The sequence below is a fragment of the uncultured Clostridium sp. genome (assembly GCF_963527835.1).
Classification (GTDB): domain Bacteria; phylum Bacillota; class Clostridia; order Clostridiales; family Clostridiaceae; genus Clostridium.
The window spans coordinates 24,712-42,528 of record NZ_CAURTC010000004.1 but is presented as its reverse complement, the minus strand read 5'-3'; the positions used below and the strand labels follow the sequence as shown (position 1 = coordinate 42,528).

Genomic DNA, 17,817 nt, shown 5'->3' with positions numbered 1-17,817 from the left:
TCTAATTAACATAATATAAGTAATATTAAGTAACTAAAAATATATTATTACTTAATAAGGGGGACTCTGATTATGATAAACTTTTCAATAAATAAAAAATCATTAAAAATCATAAGTTTATTATGTGGTTTATTTATATTAATACTTATATTATTAACGTTATTTTTAAAAAATACTGAACTAAATAAAATAAATAAAATTTCTAAGACAATAGTAACTATAAATTCATCATTAAAATTCGATGAAAATGATGCTGATCTTGATTTTGAAAATACAAAACAAATTTTAGATGAAAATTTAAATCTACTAAATGCATTAGATAACACCCTAACTAATTTAACTTTAAAAAAATCTAATTCTAATGAATTAAAAAGCAATCTTTCAAATTACTTAAAACTAAATATTAATTTATATAACTCTATTATTTCTATAATAAATAATAAAAATAATGAAAACTTTCAATTATTATATCAAGACCTAGTAAAAAACGAAGAAGCTTTTATTAAAGAAACTGATAAATTATCTGAATCTGGAATTAAAATTTCTACTCCCAAAAACTTAAAAACATTTTTTATAAGCTTAAATAAATTTTTAAATGAATCTTATAAATCAATTAGAGAAAGTGATATTATAAGCGAGCAAAAACGAGATTTTTTTATACAAATTAATGACTTACTAAATAAGTTTTCTGAGCTAAAAAATGATGTTAAACCTGCTCTAGGAAAAATAAGAGAAGATAATAGAGATTTATCTATATTAATTTGTGATGTTAATGAAAAACGTTCAGATTTTAATAAAGTAAAAGAGGCTTCTATATCAATTTCTATTCCTGTTGATGGTAAAGAATGCTATGAAACTTTAGAAGAAATTATTTCATCTTATAATTCTTATATTAATTCTCTAGAAAAAAGCATTAAAAATGAAATGAAATTACACGATAAATCTAAATTAATTTTAGATAATATTGATGAATTATATACTGATACTTTTGATAAATATGACTACTTTTTAAGTTGTTTTGATAATTTACAAAAAACCATATTATCATATAAATATTAATTTATGTATATAAGACTCTTTTTGGGCAATAATATTATTGGTTTGAAATATACCAGAGGAGGATTTTTAATGAAAAAAATATATAGCCTTTTCATAATTAGTTTAGTGCTATATCTTTCCGTTATTAATAACAGTGTTGCTTATGCCCAAGTATTAGGTGACAACTTTCATACTAATCTTATTTCTAAAAAGGAAAATAATGAAACTTATTTAAATAATATAAACCTTGCAACTCAATGCAATGCAGAGCTAAATGAAAATACTACAAATGAAAATATTGACGAGTCTACATTAGAGGTTTTTAGTTATGATACTCAAAAGCTCTATATAACGGAAAATGATATTGAATTAATGGCTAAATTAGTTTATGCAGAAAGTATCGGTGAACCTTATGACGGAAAAGTAGCTGTAGCATCAGTTGTTTTAAATCGTGTTATAAATCCCAGCTTTCCAAATTCAATAACAGAAGTAATCTTTCAGAAAAATGCATTTTCATGTGTTAAAAATGGAGATATTAAAGCTACTCCAAATCAAGCATGTTATAATGCAGTTTACGATGCTATAAGAGGATATGACCCTACAAATGAAGCTTTATTCTTTTATAATCCTAGTACAGCAACTTGCGCATGGATGCATCAAACACAAAAACAAGATATTAAAACAATAGGACATCATACGTTTTTTAAAATTAAATCCTAATAAAAATAATGACCAATCTAACTTGATTAGATCGGTCATTATTTTTAGATTTTCTTTTATCTATACCTTAAATGGTATTTCTAAAACTCATAATAACATTTTATTCAAATGTACCTCTTACTATGCACTCTCCATCTTGAACCATCTTTATTCCATTTGCAATTACTATATCTATATCTAAAGAGTTCTCATCAACTATTACTAAATCAGCATCTTTTCCCTTTTCTATTCTTCCTTTATTATATAGTTTTAATGTATCCGCTACATTAGAAGTTATAACTTTTATAGCAACTTCAATTGGAATTCCATATTTCTTTATACCTTCTTTAACTTGTAAATACAATGATTCCACAGAACAAATTCCAAGTCCAACTATCTTTTTATTTTCGTCAAACTTAGGCATGCTTCCATTACCATCAGAAGAAAATGTTATATTCTCTATTGGTAATCCAGCTTCAATATATTTTTTTAAACCTTCTGAAGCTGTAAGTTCACCTTCTTCTAAAAAGTTAACATCACTACTCGTAGTTAAATCTATAAGACCGCCTTCTTTTACATATTTTAAGCCTTCCATAAATAAATTAGTATTTCTATTAATATGAGTAGGTAATAATTGAGATGATGGTATGTCAGACTCGTTAATTAATTTAAATAAATAATCTAATTTTCTTTTTCCTTCACCTATATGTACATTTACTACTCCAGCTTTACTAGATAATATCCCACCAATTCTAGATTGAGCTACTAATTTAGCAAGATCTTCATAAGTTGGTTCTGAACTTCTATTATCTGATAATGCTATTTCTCCAACACCTATTATTTCTTGAATTAACATTATATCCCTTTCAATAAGTCCAGTTAATGTTTTTACTGGTACAGCATAAGATCCTGTATAACAATATGATGAAAGCCCCTCTTCTTTTAAAGATTTTACTTTAGCAATTAAAGACTTTATATTTCTACATTCACTATCTGTTCCTATACAACCAACTACTGTTGTTATTCCTACAGATGTTAAATTAGATAACTGGAGTTCTGGCGTACGCGTTTTATAGCCACCCTCACCACCGCCACCAATAAGATGTACATGACTATCTATAAATCCTGGAAAAATAATTTTATTTTTACCATCTATCACATTAACCTCAATAAAAGTATTTGATATATCTAAATTTTCATAGATTCCTTCTATCTTTCCTCCTGCTATTACAATGTCTTTTATGCCTATGTATTCTGGAGAATATACTTTAATATCTTTAATTATTGATATCATTGTTATCACATCCTATGTTAAATTTATTTTTTCTTATAGCCTAAATTAACTATTTAATATTTGATTAATTGTATCATTAAAATAAATGGATCCTGAAAAATCATCTCTTAATTTATTAGCATAATAAATACTTTTTTCTCTATCTGTATTATTAAGTATTAATGAAAGATTATATAATGCATTATCAGCATATGAACCCTTAGGATATTCTTCATAATATAATTCATATAATTTTATTGCTTCATCAGAATTATTTAATTGTTCTAATGTTACAGCTTTATAAAACATAATATGTTCTTTTAGATAACTACTATCACAATAATCATATGCTTTACTAAATTCTACATTAGCTTTTTCATAATTTTCTATATTAAACTCTTCCATACCTTTTCCATAGAATACTTCTATTCCTGAAGTCTTTAATAGATTCACACATCTCCTGTATAATCCTTTATACTCATCTGAAACATCCTGCTCATTCACATTTTGTAAATCATAATAAATGTTATCAACATCTCCATTTTCAAAATGTTCATTTAATTTATTTACATCTAACAGAGCTTTTTTATTTTGTTCATCAATGATTGTGTCTGGTGTTTCAGGCTCACTTTCTTTTTTCTCTTCAATAACTACATTTTCTGAATTACTCGCATCGTCTTCCACTTTATTTGGTGACTCCATTGACACATTATTATTCTTATTAATACCCTTAAAATTATCTTTAAATACATAGACAGTTCCACATATAAATATTACTCCAACCAAAGCCAACATTGATTTAACAAAGTTATTAGATTCCTTTTTATAAGCCTTCAACTCTATCAGTTGACTTTTTATTTGATTAGCTACTTTATAGTTTTTATCTATAACTAAAACTTTCTTCATATAATCTATGCATTTGTTTACCTCACCTTTTTTTTGATAACATAATGCTAAAGCTGTATCCACCTTCATGCAGTTAAAATCACTTTCTTTGCACTTTTCAAATATCTTTATTGCTTCATCTATCTTTAATTCTTTTAACTTCTTTTCTCCTAGCTCATATAATTCTACTCTAACTTCATCTTCCTTTGCACTGTGTATATAATTTTGAGCTATTCCATCATTATTAAAATCCTTATTAATTTTCCATACTGTAATAGCCTCATCTAATTTACCTTGTTGATATAATATAAGTCCTTTTAAATTTAATATAGAAGGATTCTTTAAACTATACGATAAGCTTTCTTCACATGCTTTTAATGACTTAGATAAGTCTCCGTTCTGATAATATTTTATAGATTTATCATAAAACTTTTTATTTTTTTTCTTCATACTATTCCCCTTTATTGCATACATTTACAAATTTATGGATTATTGTTATCTTAAGTATAACATAACAATAATATAGTATTCATTAACAAAAAAATCATCAATTGAACTATAGAACAGATACTTTTAACTTCTAATATTTAACTTTATTATAATCTTCTAAAGAATTAAAAACTCCAAAACACAATTCCTAACAGAGCTGATATAAGCACACATATTATTGGATGTACCTTATGAGATAACAATAATCCACCAATTATCAACGTAACAATTATTGATTTTATATCTACATAAGATTCTTTAGCTAAATCTAGAAATGCTTGGAGTATAAGCGCTATTAATATTGGTCTCATACCAAGTAATGCACTTTTTACTAAATTAGAATCTTTAAACTTTTCTAATGTTTTTGAACATATAGTGACTAATATAAATGATGTTGTTATTATACCTATAGTTGCAGCTAAACTCCCTAAAACCCCAGATACTTTAAATCCAACAAAGGTTGCTGAGTTAATAGAAACTGGTCCTGGTGTCATTTGAGATATACCTATAATATCCATAAATTCACTTACTGTAAGCCATGAATTGTTAGTTATTATCTCCTTTTGGATGAAAGGAATCATTGCATATCCTCCACCAAAACTGAATGCTCCAATCTTAAAAAAGGCTATAAATAATTTTAATAATATCATCCTTTATACCTTCTCTCTTAAAAATATCATTCCATATATTGCTGATACTAAAATAACAATTACAGGATGAATATTAAATACCATTAATGCTATAAGTGCAACTACTATCATAATTAATGTTCTTACATTTTTTTGTACACCCTTTGATAAACTGATTACACCAAACAGAATTAACATAGGCACAGCTGCATTTATTCCCTTAAATGCTAAATTTACAAAATAGTTATCTCTAAATTGCATAAAGAAGGCGGCAATTAAAATTATTATTAAAAACGACGGTAACGTTACTGCTAATATAGCTACTAACTCTCCAAATATCCCACCTATTTTCTGACCAATAAATGCAGAGCAATTAATTGCTAAAGCTCCTGGTAAACTTTGAGATACTATTAAAAAATCCATAAACTCATCTTTAGTAAGCCATTTCTTTTTATTAACAACCTCCTCTTCGATTAAGGGGATCATTGCATATCCCCCACCAAATGTAAAAGCTCCAATTTTAAAAAACGATATAAACATTTCTAAAACCTTATTCATATATAAAACCTCCACTTATAAATTTTACTATTAATTATTTTATCACTAAATAAACTATATTATTAATTTAAAAATTCCTATAATTTTCTGTATAACAAAAAAGGTGGAGTAAAATTCCACCTTTTCGTATATATCATATGTTAAAATATTATTCTTGTTCTAACATTATTTTCTTAGCATTTAATATTGATGTAGCACTCATTGAGAACTCATCTAATCCGTATTCAACTAATGTTGGAATAGCTGCTTCATCTCCAGCCATTTCTCCACACATTCCAACCCATTTTCCATGTTTATGTGCACCATCTATAGTCATCTTTATTAATCTAAGTACAGCTGGATGCATTGGATTGTAAAGGTATGAAACCTTTTCGCTCATTCTATCAGCGGCTAATGTGTATTGAATTAAATCGTTTGTTCCTATTGAGAAGAAATCAACATGTTTAGCTAATTCATCAGCATAAACTGCTGCTGCAGGGATTTCAACCATTATACCCCATTGAATTACTTCTGAGTATTCTTTTCCTTCTGCTTTTAATTCAGCTTTACATTCTTCAACTACTTCTTTAGCTTGTAAGAATTCTTCTAACCCTGAAATCATTGGGAACATAACGCATAAATTTCCATATGTAGAAGCTCTTAATAATGCTCTTAATTGAACCTTAAAGATTTCTTTTCTATCTAAACAAAGTCTTATTGCTCTATATCCTAAGAATGGATTCATTTCTTCTGGTAATGGTAAATATGGAAGAGTTTTATCTCCACCAATATCAAGAGTTCTTATAACAACTTGCTTACCTTCCATCTTTTCAAGAACAAATTTATAACTTTCAAATTGTTCATCTTCTGTTGGAGCACTGTCTCTATCCATGTATAAGAATTCAGTTCTGAATAATCCTACACCATCTCCACCATTTGATACAATACTAAGTACGTCTTCTGGCTTACCTATGTTTCCACATACTTCTATTCTTCTACCAGATTTAGTTGTTGTTTTTACATCTATTAATTTCTTTAATTCTTCTTGTTCTGCTTTGAACTTTTCTTGCTTAGCTCTATATTCTGCTAAAACGTCTTCTGATGGGTTAATAATTACATCTCCAGTTAATCCGTCAACTATAATCATATCTCCATTTTTAACGCCACTTGTAATATCGCCTAAACCAAGTACAGCTGGTATTTCTAATGTTCTAGCCATAATAGCTGCATGTGAAGTTCTTCCACCTATATTAGTAATAAATCCTACTACTTTGCTTCTGTCTAATTGAGCAGTATCAGATGGTGTTAAATCGTGGGCAACGATTACGGTATTGTTTTCATTGATGGCAAAAGCATCTCCACCTTTACCTGCGAAATTAGAAATTATTCTTTTTGATACGTCTTTTATATCTGCAGCTCTTTCTCTCATGTAATCATTATCCATAGATTCAAATATAGTTACAAAGCTATTTGTAACATTTTCTATAGCCTTTAATCCATTAAGGCTGTTTGTTTCTATTTCACTCATCATTGCACCAGTAAATTCTGGGTCATCTAATAATGTAATGTGCGCTTCAAAAACGGCAGCTTTTTCTGCTCCCATTTCTTTTTCTGCTTTATCTTTAATAGCTTGTAGTTGCAATTTAGAATCATCTACTGCTTTTTGTAATTTTTCTTTTTCACTCACTATATCACTAACTGACGCATCAGTTATAATTATTTCTTCATTTTCAGTTAAAAACACTTTTCCTATTGCATATCCCTTAGATGCAGCAATACCTTTTCTCATCTCTAAAACTCCTCCTCGATATTTAAAATTGTTGTTTTATAACTTAATCTGTTTATTGTTAATCTATTATGTTATTTCATGATAACTTCTAGATTTAAAATTCTAACTTTAGTTATTATAACATAAGTTTTAAAATATTTAATAACTTATTACTAACTTTATAAAAAAATATTTCAAAAACTCTCAAAAATTCTTATAAATCATCAATTAACGTAGAAACTTTTGCGTAAGCTGTCGATTTAGCTTCGAAAAAATCAGTTTTAACCGAATTCGAATTAGCAACTACGTCAACCCAAGCAGCAGGATTCTCTTCAAAGCCTTCAAATGCCACGTCTAAGCCTATTTCTCTTAATCTTTTATTTCCTAAATATTTTATATAGTCTTCAATTAACTTCTTATTTATACCTTGAATTTTATCACCTATTACATAATGTCCCCATAGTATTTCATTTTCAACACCTGTACGCATCATTTCTTTAAGTTCATTCTTTAAATCAGCTGTAAAACTTTCTGGATTTTCACTTTGCAATTCTTTTATTATATTTCTAAATAACCATAAATGAGTGTTTTCATCTCTATTTATGTATCTAATTTCTTGAGCTGAACCAGGCATCTTTCCATTTCTCTCTAAATTATAAAAGAACATAAATCCCGAATAAAAGTAAATACCCTCTAATATATAATTAGCCATTAACGTTTTTATTAAGTTATATTCATTAGGATTATTTATAAACTCATTATATAAATCGCCTATAAACTTGTTTCTCTTTAGTAAAATTTCATCATCTTTCCATTGATACAGTATTTTATTTCTCTCTTCTGGTGAACATATACTGTCAAGCATATAGCTATAACTCTGAGAATGAACGGCTTCTTGGAAGCTCTGAATAGTTAAACATAAATTTATTTCACTTGCAGTAATATAGCTATTTATATTACTTAAATTAGCTGTTTGTATAGAATCTAAAAATATTAAAAATGATAATATCTTGTCATAAGCTGTTCTTTCCTCTGGTAAAAGTTTTTTATAATCTTTTAAATCTTGTGCTAAATTTATTTCTTCTGGTATCCAAAAATTATTCATTCCTTGTCTATACCAATCAGATGCCCAAGTATATTTCATATTATTAAAGTCATTTAAATTAGTTGTGTTTCCATTTATAATTTTCTTTAACCTTGGATCTCTATCTCCAAATTCATTAAATAGTGGTTTCTTTTTTACTTCCATAATTATTTCTCCCGTTTTCTTAAATATAAAATTATTAAACCATGTTTTAAAGTTGATAGTTAATAGATGAGAATTGAGAGTTTTGGTTGAAAATATTTTTGACTTTCTAAAAATGTATATTTTAAAATTCCACTAAGGAATTTATTCCGTTACTATCAATTTTCCACTCTTAATTCTCAACTAATATTTAATTACAAACCTAAGTTTTATCAATTTTTCAAACTCACTTCGTTCCCTGAGTAAGCTCGAGTTGCCAAATATAAAATGCACTGTGTAAAAGTTCGTGTAATCAAATGTAAAATGCGCTATGTGAAAGTTCGTGTAACCAAATATAAAATTTGGACACTTACTTTTAGACACTTACTTTTTGACTCTCACTTATGCTGAACAGCTTTCACATTCTGTTACTTCTAATGATTTTGATCTTACATAATATATAGATTTCACTCCACACTTACATGCTTTTATATATAAATTCATAATTTGTCTCATTGTATATTGAGTTGTTATATACAAGTTAAATGATTGGCCTTGGTCAATATGCCTTTGTCTAACACCATTCATTTCTACACACCAGCCTTGTTCTAAATTATAAGCTGTATTATAATACCAATAATTATCTTCAGAAAGGTTTGGTGCAGTTTTAGGAATTATACTTCCTTTCTTTTCTTCTAAATAAAATCTAGCCATTATAGGATCAATTCCTTCAGAAGTTCCTGCAATAGTAGCTGTTGATCCATTTGGTGCTACGGCAATTAAGTAACCATTTCTCATTCCAAATGATTTAACCTCTTGCTTTAAATCAACCCATTTTTTATCATTATAATCTCTTAGTTCAAAGTAATCTCCATTATCCCAATCTGATCCTTCAAAAAGCTCGTATTTTCCTTTTTCTTTAGATAAATTCATACTAGCTTTTATTGAATAATAATTTATTTTTTCATACACTTTATCAACAAATGTTCTATGCTTTTCTTCTGTCCAATGTATTTTATTATTAGCTAACATATGATGATATCCGCTAGTTCCAAGTCCAATTCCTCTATATCTTTTATTTGTTATTTCAGCAAATGGAACTGAATAATAATTTAGATCAATGACATTATCCATAGCTCTTATTTGTGTTTCCACAACACATTCTAATTCTTCATCATTAAGAACATCTATATTTCCAAGTACTAGAGATGAAAGATTACATACAACAAAATCTCCAGCTTCTATATTTTGTACTACACTATATTTATCATTTTCCTTAATAATAGTATCTCCATTAACTTTCATAGCACTCATGTTTTGCATAATTTCTGTACATAAATTTGAAGAATATATCATACCTTTATGCTTATTAGGATTCATCTTATTTGCATTATCCCTAAAGAATGCGAAAGGTGCTCCTGTTTCTGCTGCACTTTTAATTATTAATCTTACTAAATCTTTAATTTTAATACTTCTTTTTTCAATTCTATCATCTTCAACACATTCAAAATATTTAGCTTCCCATTCTTCACCATAGAAGTCTTCAAGAGAATATCCTTTTACATTTTTTATCTCATGTGGACACATCATATACCAATCATTATCTACATTTTCTTCAGCAATTTTCCAGAATAAATCTGGATAACAAACTCCTGGGAATACATCATGCGCCTTTTTTCTATCATCACCATTATTAGTTCTAATTTGTAGGAATTCAGGTATATCTTTATGCCAAGCATCAAGCCAAATTGCAACTGATCCATTTCTAACACCTAATTGATCTACTGCAATTGCTGTATCATTAAATAATTTCACCCATGGAATTACTCCCCCTGATGCTCCTTTAAAGCCTCTAATAGGTGAACCTAATGATCTGATTTTGCCTATATATATTCCCATTCCACCACCAAATTTTGATACTTTAGCAAAGTTATCTAACGACTTATATATTCCCTCTAAACTATCATCAACAGTATCAACAAAACAAGAACTTAATTGATAAAAAGGCTTTCTTGCATTTGACATTGTAGGAGTTGCCATGGTTGCTTTAAGCTCACTTAAAACATTGTAAAATCTCTTTGCCCAATATACTCTTTTTTCTTTAACTTCTGGAATAGCAAGATGCATAGCAATTCCCATAAACATTTGTTGAGGAAGTTCCATAACCTTTCTATTAAAGTCTTGAACTAAATATCTTTTAGCTACAAGATCTATTCCACTATAGTTAAAAAGAAAGTCTCTTTCTGGTTTAATTTCTTTTTCTAATTCTAATACATCTTCTTTAGAATAATTTTCTAGAATATACTCTCCATAAAGATTTCTCTGTGTTAATTCTTTAATAAATTCATAATAATTATCATATAAATTTTTATTAGCATCTAAATTTCTATTTTTTCTTACTTTATCGTAAATCTCATGTATATATATTGTTGATGCTGCATATTGCCAATTAGGTTCCATATCACTTGTTAAGTCTAAAGAAACCTGAATTAAAGATTTCCTAATATCATTAATATCCATTCCATCTCTTATTATGTGCTCTAATGCCTCCAACAGTTTTTCTTCCGTATACGTACCATCATTATCTTTAATTCCCTCTATTGCTAAATCACAAAGTTTCTTTAACATCAATGTTTCCGCTCCTCTACTATATATAGTGTATATCTATTTATTAATCAAATTCAATATACAACATATCGTTTTTCAATGTTTATAGTATAATTCCAAATATCATAATTGTAAAATGCCAAAAATCATATTTATTTATAAAAAAAGTGGTTAATCTCTAATTTACTATGAATTAACCACTTAATCAATAAAATTTATTTATTAACAATTTTTATTATTCAAAGGTAATATTATATATATTTTAAACATATCACCTTCTCTTTCTATTTTAGTTTTACCACCATGTAGTTCAACTATACTTTTTGTTATTGCAAGACCTAATCCTGAACCTTCCACACTTGAATTTCTAGATTTATCTGCTCTTGCAAATCTTTCAAATATCTCTTCTTCATCAAAGTCCATTTCATAATTAGCTATGTTCTTCACTATAATTTCAACACGCTCATCATGCTTTTCTATTTCTATATAAACTCTAGTATTATCTAATGAATATTTTAAAGCATTAATTATTATATTTTCCAATGCTCTAGAAATTAATTTTCCGTCCAACTCCATAAATATATCCTCTTCATTGCTAATAACCTTAAAAGTTATATTCTTATATTCATAAAGGAAGCTATATTCTCCTATACCTTGATGTATCAGTGAAAGTATATCTAATTTATCTTTATTTAATATTATTTTTCCACTATTTATTTTTGACATTTCGAACAAATCATCAATTAATGATTTTAATTTTAATGATTTTGAATCAAGTATAGCTAAATAGTCTTTTCTTTCATCCTCAGTTATATCTTTATTTTTTAATATATTTACATAGTTTATTATTGAAGTTAATGGAGTTTTTAAATCATGTGATACATTTGATATAAGTTCTGTCTTCAATTTTTCATCCTTAACTCTTTCATATAAAGAATTTTTATATCCTTCTTTTATTAAATTAATATTATTAATTAATTCTCTAATCGTTATTGAACCAAAAACAGGTATATCTTCATCTAAATTTCCCTCATTTAACTTCTTAAGACCTTCATTTATTATTGCAATATCCAATGTTTTTTTAACAGTAAATATCACCATTAAAATCAGCCCTGTTATTATTAAAATAGTTCCTTTAAACGGATATGTTTGAAAGAATCGAACAAACATATTATTTTCATATCCACCAGTTGCTAAAAAATAAAGATAAGTAATTAATATTATTATTATTATTCCTAAGGATAGTAATAATGTTTTACTTGTTTCCTTATATTTAAATCCATTTTTAATAACAAATACTATACTGTTTAATATATCTGATTTTATTTTCTCTTCCTTGTTTCCTCTTCTTACTATTATAAATACTGTCTTAACAATTAAAAATACATAGACTAATAATAAAAGAGATAAACTTATTATTTCTTTTCTTATATTCATTAATTCTTGTTTATAAGTATCTGTTGATGTATAGTACACTTCTTCAAAATTTTTAATCGTATCATCTAAGTAGTTAACTAACCCCTTACTAACCAAGTAATTATACTCTTTTTCATTATCAAATTTTATACTTACTACACCCTGTTTCTTAAATCTATTATTTAGTAAATCATCTATTTGATTTTCCTTTATGTATTTAATAGATGAATCTAAGAGAGGATCATTTGTATACAATTCTTTAGTATGTTTATTTCTAATTATAAAATAAATATTGTCTTTTAATTTAAAATGACTAGTATATTCTTCTACATCATTATTAAAATATTTCATTAACTGTCCTATTTTTTCTTTTATTTCATTACTTCCAGTTAGTAAGTCGTATAATCCATCTGTAGTTTCATATATTATTTGAGAAAATCCTTTACTATCTTCATGAAGCTTTTTTGTTTCATATTCTTTTTCATTGAATATAGATTTAATGAAGCTTACATTATTATTTTGCTTCATAAAATCTTTATATTCTAAAACTGATGAAAACAACATTCCTGTTATTAATATCATCAATAGTATATCTATTAAATATATTCCCTTTAAATAGCTTTTTAAGTGAGTTTTAAATTTCTTTTTCAATCTTATATCCAATGCCCCACACCACCTTAATATATTCAGGCTCTTTTGTGTTTATTTCTATTTTCTCTCTTATTCTTCTTATATGAACAGTAACTGTATTTTCACTCTTATAAAATGGTTCATCCCATACTTTTTCATATATTTCTTTTATAGAAAATACTTTGCCTAAATTTGAAGCCAATAGATGCAATATTTTATATTCTGTAGCCGTTACTTTAATTTCTTCACCTCGTACAGTAATACTCTTAGATACTGCATCTATAACTAAATCTTTCACCGTTAATACCTGTTCTTCATCTTCTATGTTTAATGGTTTATCATATCTTCTTAATTGAGACTTTACTCTAGCAACTAATTCCAGATGATTAAATGGTTTTATTATATAATCATCAGCTCCAACATTTAAACCAAGAATTTTATCTGAATCTTCACCTTTTGCTGACAACATAATTATCGGTAAATTTTCTGTTTCTCTAATTTTTAAACATGTTCTTATTCCATCAAGTTTAGGCATCATTACATCTAATACAATGACATGTATTTTTTCATTATTAAGAATTTCCAATGCTTCTAATCCATCTGCAGCTTTAAAAACTTTTAAATTTTCTCCTCTTAAATATATTTCAATGGCATCTCTTATTTCCTTTTCATCATCTACAACCAATACGTTATACATAATTTATCAACTCCCAATATTAATATTATTTATACATAAAACTAAAACCTCTGCTTATATATTATAAACTGAGTTTACTAATTATTAATTAAGTCTTGAAATTCTTTAGATTCTCTTACTGGATTAAAATCTGCTTCTTTCTGTGCTTCTTTTTTTACAACTTCATCTATTTCTATTGCTTTACTTAAATATTTTATAGTATTTTCGGCATCTCCTCTTCTTCCGTATACAGATGCTATACCATAATAAGTCCATATGTAATTTTCTATCTCTAAATTTTTATTATACCACAATAATGCTTCATCTAACTTTCCATATAATTCATAAGTTAATGCTTTATTAAAAACTGCATATCCATATTGAGGTTCAAGTTCTAAAGCTTTATTAATATCTTTCATACCTGCTTCAAAACTTTCATTATAAGATTTAGCTATTCCTCTTATATTGTATCCTTTTGCACTGTTTGGAAATTCACTTATTACTTCATTTGATTTTTCAATAGATTTATCGTATTCTCCTGAAAAAAACAAATTATATGCTTCATTATATAATTTATATTCTTTTTCATTTTCTATTTTATTATTTTCATCTTCTTTACTTTCTTTATTTAAATTTACATTATCTCCATCAATAAATTCTGCATTTTCTATACTTCCCTTATTAGTAAAATCACTTTTCTTCCTGTTATTAATTCCTTCAAATCCTAATATTAATAAAGTTATTGATAATAATATTATTAATATTGTTAATTTAAGCTTTTTGCTTCCTGGCAATTTTATTTCTATCATATCTTTTTCTCCTAACCATATTTTAAATAAATATTTATATTTTAGTATAATCCTAATATTACATTATATTAAAACGTAAAGATCAGTTTAAAACAAATCAATTTATAAAAACATTATCTATCATAATATATATGTTTTCAATTATTACTAAGCATTATTGTAAAAAATATGTTATCTTATATAAATAACTTGATTTTATTATAATAAAGTGTATTAATATTTATTGGACTTAATTTATATATTTAAAAGGAGTAATTTTGATGAGTAAAATTAGCAAATATAAAAATCTAATCATTGATACTTTAATTATTTTTTCAGGATGTTTTATAGCCTCTTTAGGCATAAATTTGTTCCTATCTCATGCTAAACTATTAAGTGGAGGGGCTACAGGACTTGCTCTTATAGTAGAATATACAATGGGATTACCATCAGGTATTGTTGTCTTTGTTATAAACATTCCACTTTTATTACTAAGTTATAAAAAGTTAGATAGAAATTTCACTATATACACAACAATAGGAATGATTTCTCTATCATTATCATTAATGTTAACAAGACCATTTACAAATATTATTTATGTAAATGATATTCTTCTTTATTGTATCTATGGTGGTGTTTTATGTGGAATAGGATATGGATTAGTATTTCTAAGACATGGTTCTACAGGTGGAACTGATGTAATAACTATGCTTATAAGAAAAAAATACTCCAATTTCAATATTGGTAGTTTAGGTTTTGCATTAAACTGTATTATCATTATAATTGGAGCAATAATATTTGGATTGCCTCAAGCACTTTATACACTTATATCATTATTTACTCAAAGTATTGTGTTAGATAAAATGTTAAAAGGATTTAGCAGTAAAAAATTACTTCTTATTTTAACTGAAAAAGAGCAAGAAGTTATAAACTACGTTATAAGTGATTTACATAGAGGAATAACCTCTTTATTTGCTGAAGGAGAATATACTCACAATAAAAAGAAAATGCTTTACTGCATAGTTACAACTAGACAAATGCTTGATTTAAAAACATCTATTCATTACATAGATCCAGCAGCCTTTATTACTATAGTAGATATATCTGAAGTTAAAGGTAGAGGCTTTAAAAATTTATAATATAAAATAGACAGGATGCTTACTTTTAGTTAATCCTGTCTATTATTTTTTATCTTAAACTATGTTTTAAATATATATTAATATATCCACTCCACGCTATAATCCATTAGCGATTGACAAATACTATATTTAAAATATCTGTTGAATATATACCTAAGCAAAGCGTACAGAATTTTAAAAGTTCAATTACAATGCCTTTTCCTATTGCTTATATCAACATTGTCTTAAAGCAAAACATTATTTTAAAGTACTTAAATAATCTTTCTGACCAATTTCATAAAGATTATTTCCATCAGAATCAACAATAACAACTAATGGCATATCTTTAACTTCCATTTTTCTTATTGCTTCAGCACCTAAATCTTCATAAGCAATTATTTCTGACTTTACTATACTTTTAGCTATTAATGCAGCAGCTCCTCCAATTGCACCAAAGTATATAGCATCATTTTTTTTAATAGATTCTATAACTTCTTTATTTCTTGCACCTTTCCCTATCATACCTTTTAATCCTAAGTCTAACAGTCTTGGTGCATATGAATCCATTCTATAACTAGTTGTAGGTCCTGCTGACCCTATGACCTTTCCTGGTTTAGCTGGCGATGGTCCAACATAATATATTATTTCATCATCTATATTTAATGGTAATTTTTCATTTCTATCTAATAAATCAATTAATCTTTTATGAGCAGCATCTCTAGCTGAATAAATTATTCCACTTAATAAAATAGTATCACCTGCTTTTAATTTTAAAGTTTTTTCTGATGTAAGAGGTGTGTGTAATTTGATTTCCATATTTTTTCTCCCCCAATTATATAATATCTAATTATAATATTTAAAAATAACTCTATGTTTTGAAATAGTGTTAATATTATAGTATAAACTAAGTTCTTAACTTCAAATTAAGTGTTTACAACTGAAAGTTAGTAATTGCTATCCATGAGCATGAAGGCGTTATAATTACTAAGGATACTAGATTTGTGATAAAGCTCATGAGCAGAATTCTAAAATTAAACACTTTTATATCTAAAACTAATTGAATTCCTTACCAAATTAAATCTAACATATTTCTATATTTTAATTTTCAATATTTATATTATTATTTCTTTATGCCTTGTTGCATGACAATTTATATTTACTGCAACTGGAAGTCCTGCAATATGAGTTGGGTATGTTTCTATATTTAATCCAAGTGCCGTAGTTTTTCCACCAAATCCTTGAGGTCCTATTCCTAGTTCATTTATTTCTTCTAATAGTTCTATTTCTAACTCCTTGTAGTATTCATCATTGTTTCTTATATTTATAGGCCTTAATAATGCTTTCTTAGCTAAATAAGCTGATTTATCAAATGTTCCACCTATTCCAACACCAATTACCATTGGAGGACATGGATTAGGTCCTGCTTGTCTAACAACTTCTAATATAAACTTTTTAACACCTTCTACTCCATCTGATGGTTTTAACATAGCTATTTTACTCATATTCTCAGATCCAAATCCTTTTGGTGCAACAGTTATCTTTATTTTATCTCCAGGCACTATATCATAATAAATTACAGCTGGAGTATTATCATTTGTATTAATTCTTCTTAATGGATCATTTACTACTGATTTTCTTAAAAATCCTTCTTTATATCCTCTTCTTACCCCTTCATTAATAGCTTCACTTAAATTGCCTCCAATTAAATGAACATCTTGACCCAATTCTACAAAAACACATGCCATTCCAGTATCTTGACACATAGGCATATATTCTTTATCTGCTATTTGCGAATTTATAATTATCTTGTCTAAAATATCTTCTGCTAAATTCCAAGTTTCTTTATCTTTAGAATCTTCCAATGCTTGTCTTATATCTTTCCCTAGAAAATAATTTGCTTTAATAGACAATTCTTTTACAGCGTCTATAATGCAATTTACATTAACTTCTCTCATAATCACAACTCCTATAACTCTTTTATTAATTATAAGTTTAATTTTATTTTTATTTATTTACAAGAATAAAAATCTCATATTTCT

General features: G+C 26.6%; 15 protein-coding genes. 3 read left to right on the top strand and 12 right to left on the bottom strand.

The features are described 5' to 3' along the window. The first annotated feature begins 72 nt into the window (after positions 1-72). Both RYM86_RS03705 and RYM86_RS03700 read left to right on the top strand, forming a co-directional pair. Entirely contained in the window at positions 73-1,059 is a 987-nt protein-coding gene (locus RYM86_RS03705; RefSeq protein WP_315077905.1) for a hypothetical protein, read from the top strand. Positions 1,060-1,128: 69 nt separating this feature from the next. After that, the gene (locus RYM86_RS03700; protein ID WP_315077904.1) at positions 1,129-1,758 is read left to right on the top strand and encodes a cell wall hydrolase; all 630 of its coding nucleotides are present in this window, start codon (positions 1,129-1,131) and stop codon (positions 1,756-1,758) included. 100 nt (positions 1,759-1,858) lie between these two features. Here RYM86_RS03700 and iadA read toward each other — a convergent pair whose 3' ends face one another. The 10 genes from iadA to RYM86_RS03650 all read right to left on the bottom strand — a co-directional run bounded on the left by iadA (position 1,859) and on the right by RYM86_RS03650 (position 14,681). Further along, positions 1,859-3,031, bottom strand: coding sequence for a beta-aspartyl-peptidase (gene iadA / locus RYM86_RS03695; protein WP_315077902.1), 1,173 nt, complete (start codon positions 3,029-3,031; stop codon positions 1,859-1,861). A gap of 45 nt (positions 3,032-3,076) precedes the next feature. Then, positions 3,077-4,345: a tetratricopeptide repeat protein gene (locus RYM86_RS03690; RefSeq protein ID WP_315077900.1), complete on the bottom strand. Its 1,269-nt coding sequence runs from the start codon at positions 4,343-4,345 to the stop codon at positions 3,077-3,079. A 164-nt stretch (positions 4,346-4,509) separates the two neighbouring features. Next, complete coding sequence (locus RYM86_RS03685; RefSeq protein WP_315077899.1) at positions 4,510-5,034, bottom strand: chromate transporter; 525 nt, start codon at positions 5,032-5,034, stop codon at positions 4,510-4,512. 3 nt (positions 5,035-5,037) lie between these two features. Further along, the gene (locus RYM86_RS03680; protein WP_315077897.1) at positions 5,038-5,571 is read right to left on the bottom strand and encodes a chromate transporter; all 534 of its coding nucleotides are present in this window, start codon (positions 5,569-5,571) and stop codon (positions 5,038-5,040) included. 148 nt (positions 5,572-5,719) lie between these two features. After that, positions 5,720-7,339 (bottom strand): phosphoenolpyruvate--protein phosphotransferase, encoded by a 1,620-nt coding sequence (gene ptsP, locus RYM86_RS03675; protein ID WP_315077896.1) that lies wholly within the window; start codon positions 7,337-7,339, stop codon positions 5,720-5,722. A gap of 193 nt (positions 7,340-7,532) precedes the next feature. After that, a complete protein-coding gene (locus RYM86_RS03670; RefSeq protein ID WP_315077895.1) occupies positions 7,533-8,567 on the bottom strand; it encodes a ribonucleotide-diphosphate reductase subunit beta in 1,035 nt (344 codons plus the stop codon). 378 nt (positions 8,568-8,945) lie between these two features. Continuing rightward, on the bottom strand, positions 8,946-11,171 hold the full coding sequence (locus RYM86_RS03665) for a ribonucleoside-diphosphate reductase subunit alpha (protein ID WP_315077894.1): 2,226 nt from the start codon (positions 11,169-11,171) through the stop codon (positions 8,946-8,948). 201 nt (positions 11,172-11,372) lie between these two features. After that, a complete protein-coding gene (locus RYM86_RS03660; protein WP_315077892.1) occupies positions 11,373-13,229 on the bottom strand; it encodes a HAMP domain-containing sensor histidine kinase in 1,857 nt (618 codons plus the stop codon). Then, positions 13,201-13,893 (bottom strand): response regulator transcription factor, encoded by a 693-nt coding sequence (locus RYM86_RS03655; protein ID WP_315077890.1) that lies wholly within the window; start codon positions 13,891-13,893, stop codon positions 13,201-13,203. Before RYM86_RS03655 ends, RYM86_RS03660 begins: the two co-directional genes overlap by 29 nt. A 77-nt stretch (positions 13,894-13,970) precedes the next feature. Then, positions 13,971-14,681, bottom strand: coding sequence for a TPR end-of-group domain-containing protein (locus RYM86_RS03650; protein ID WP_315077889.1), 711 nt, complete (start codon positions 14,679-14,681; stop codon positions 13,971-13,973). A gap of 260 nt (positions 14,682-14,941) precedes the next feature. On the opposite strand from RYM86_RS03650, the gene RYM86_RS03645 reads away from it, so the two are divergent. After that, complete coding sequence (locus RYM86_RS03645; RefSeq protein ID WP_315077887.1) at positions 14,942-15,799, top strand: YitT family protein; 858 nt, start codon at positions 14,942-14,944, stop codon at positions 15,797-15,799. Positions 15,800-16,036: 237 nt separating this feature from the next. On the opposite strand, the gene RYM86_RS03640 is transcribed toward RYM86_RS03645, so the two are convergent. Next, positions 16,037-16,594 (bottom strand): Fe-S-containing hydro-lyase, encoded by a 558-nt coding sequence (locus RYM86_RS03640; RefSeq protein ID WP_315077886.1) that lies wholly within the window; start codon positions 16,592-16,594, stop codon positions 16,037-16,039. A gap of 296 nt (positions 16,595-16,890) precedes the next feature. Beyond that, positions 16,891-17,733, bottom strand: a complete 843-nt coding sequence (locus RYM86_RS03635) for a fumarate hydratase (protein ID WP_315077885.1) — start codon at positions 17,731-17,733, stop codon at positions 16,891-16,893. Positions 17,734-17,817: the final 84 nt, after the last annotated feature.

What these genes read in the sequence shown, in the direction of transcription:
- RYM86_RS03705 (WP_315077905.1), top strand. Translation starts at nt 73, where the DNA reads ATGATAAACTTTTCAATAAATAAAAAATCATTAAAAATCATAAGTTTA.
- RYM86_RS03700 (WP_315077904.1), top strand. Translation starts at nt 1,129, where the DNA reads ATGAAAAAAATATATAGCCTTTTCATAATTAGTTTAGTGCTATATCTT.
- iadA (WP_315077902.1), bottom strand. Translation starts at nt 3,031, where the DNA reads ATGATATCAATAATTAAAGATATTAAAGTATATTCTCCAGAATACATA.
- RYM86_RS03690 (WP_315077900.1), bottom strand. Translation starts at nt 4,345, where the DNA reads ATGAAGAAAAAAAATAAAAAGTTTTATGATAAATCTATAAAATATTAT.
- RYM86_RS03685 (WP_315077899.1), bottom strand. Translation starts at nt 5,034, where the DNA reads ATGATATTATTAAAATTATTTATAGCCTTTTTTAAGATTGGAGCATTC.
- RYM86_RS03680 (WP_315077897.1), bottom strand. Translation starts at nt 5,571, where the DNA reads ATGAATAAGGTTTTAGAAATGTTTATATCGTTTTTTAAAATTGGAGCT.
- ptsP (WP_315077896.1), bottom strand. Translation starts at nt 7,339, where the DNA reads ATGAGAAAAGGTATTGCTGCATCTAAGGGATATGCAATAGGAAAAGTG.
- RYM86_RS03670 (WP_315077895.1), bottom strand. Translation starts at nt 8,567, where the DNA reads ATGGAAGTAAAAAAGAAACCACTATTTAATGAATTTGGAGATAGAGAT.
- RYM86_RS03665 (WP_315077894.1), bottom strand. Translation starts at nt 11,171, where the DNA reads ATGTTAAAGAAACTTTGTGATTTAGCAATAGAGGGAATTAAAGATAAT.
- RYM86_RS03655 (WP_315077890.1), bottom strand. Translation starts at nt 13,893, where the DNA reads ATGTATAACGTATTGGTTGTAGATGATGAAAAGGAAATAAGAGATGCC.
- RYM86_RS03650 (WP_315077889.1), bottom strand. Translation starts at nt 14,681, where the DNA reads ATGATAGAAATAAAATTGCCAGGAAGCAAAAAGCTTAAATTAACAATA.
- RYM86_RS03645 (WP_315077887.1), top strand. Translation starts at nt 14,942, where the DNA reads ATGAGTAAAATTAGCAAATATAAAAATCTAATCATTGATACTTTAATT.
- RYM86_RS03640 (WP_315077886.1), bottom strand. Translation starts at nt 16,594, where the DNA reads ATGGAAATCAAATTACACACACCTCTTACATCAGAAAAAACTTTAAAA.
- RYM86_RS03635 (WP_315077885.1), bottom strand. Translation starts at nt 17,733, where the DNA reads ATGAGAGAAGTTAATGTAAATTGCATTATAGACGCTGTAAAAGAATTG.